The sequence below is a fragment of the Paenibacillus macquariensis genome (genome assembly GCF_900156375.1).
GTDB lineage: Bacteria > Bacillota > Bacilli > Paenibacillales > Paenibacillaceae > Paenibacillus_AQ > Paenibacillus_AQ macquariensis.
In genome coordinates this window covers 1-1,490 of sequence record NZ_FTNK01000069.1, presented here as the reverse complement: position 1 = coordinate 1,490, position 1,490 = coordinate 1, and the positions used below count along the sequence as shown (strand labels likewise).

The 1,490-nt window shown below is 44.8% G+C and carries 1 protein-coding gene; it reads left to right on the top strand.

The annotated features are described in order from the left end of the window. Positions 1 to 98 precede the first annotated feature (98 nt). A protein-coding gene (locus BW961_RS29715) for an IS3 family transposase (RefSeq protein ID WP_139331805.1) occupies positions 99 to 1,444 on the top strand; the annotation gives its coding sequence in 2 pieces (ribosomal slippage) (positions 99 to 492 and positions 492 to 1,444; 1,347 coding nt in all). Positions 1,445 to 1,490: the final 46 nt, after the last annotated feature.

Here is a 1,490-nt window from a genome sequence, read left to right as displayed (position 1 = left end):
TGAACTGTGACCCGTAAGATGGAAACTTTGAAAAAAGTGACCCTCTTGCGGGTCATTTGTGTTTTAATCGAATTATCTAAAAAAGCGGAGGTCAATTTATGAACAAAGCGAGAGGAACTTCAAAGATATTTAATGAACATGAGATCAAGCAATTGGAGGTAAATCCCCATGTTCAGAATGTCAGGGAGAAGACCATTACGTATTCACCCACATTTAAGCTGGCCGCAGTGAAAGCCTACGAGAAGGGACAGACTCCAATGGAGATCTTTCTTGAAGCTGGATTTGACTTGGATTTCATTGGTCGTGACAAGCCAAAGCATTGTCTAAATCGTTGGCGTAATACGTACACTGCTCTCGGAGAAACTGGACTGCTTGAGGAGCAACGCGGAAAAGGAAGCACAGGCAGACGACCTACAGTGGAGCATTCGACGGAGGAAAAGCTAAAACACGCTGAAGCACGCATTAAGTTATTGGAGATGGAGAATGACCTTCTAAAAAAGCTAGAGGCGCTCGAAAATCAGAAGATGCGGAGAACTCGTTGACTCCCTTCGAGCGCTTTCAGATCATTAACCATACCCTTCGTAAACACGGTTTGCAGCGAATGACTCGGTACCTGTGTGGGTTGGCCCATGTTAGCTTAAGTGGCTATTACCGCTGGCTTGCTACTGAAGAAACAAGACAGGTAAGAGAGGATGCAGACGAGCGTGACGCTCTGCTCATTAAGGAGCGTTTTGACAATTTGAAGGGTAAGGCGGGTGCTTTAGTGATAAAAATGCGTCTCGAACGTGAAATTGGGGTCGTCATGAATCATAAGAAGATTCGCCGATTAATGAGGAAATTCAATCTAATAGCTACGATCCGACAAGCGAATCCGTATCGTAAGATGGCGAAAGCAACACAAGAACACCAAACGTGCCCCAACTTGTTAAAGCGTCAGTTTGATCAAGCAGAGCCCGAGAAAGTACTGCTCACGGATATTACTTACATGCACTATGGGAATGGACAATGTGCCTACCTGTCCGTGGTGAAGGATGGAGCGACAAGACAAATTCTGGCTCATTATCTTTCTTCTTCTTTGGCCATGCCTCTAGTGGAACAAACCCTGGAGAGACTACTGGATCGGCTAAATGAAAATATCCACCCGGAGGCCATTTTGCACTCTGACCAAGGAATGCACTATACACACCCCAAATTCCGTCTTCTCGTCCGTAAAGCAGGATTTACACAGTCCATGTCCCGTAAAGGTAACTGCTGGGATAACGCCTCCATGGAGACATTCTTCGGCCATATGAAGGATGATTTAGAGTATAGGTCATGTATGACCCTCACGGAGTTACGAGCACAAGTCGATGACTATATCACTTACTATAACTCTGAACGATATCAATGGGCATTAAAAAAGATGACTCCTGATGAATTCAGAAGTCATCTGCTCACTGCCTAAGGAAGGTCTTCTTTTTCAAACTTTCCACAAATACGGTCACAGTTCA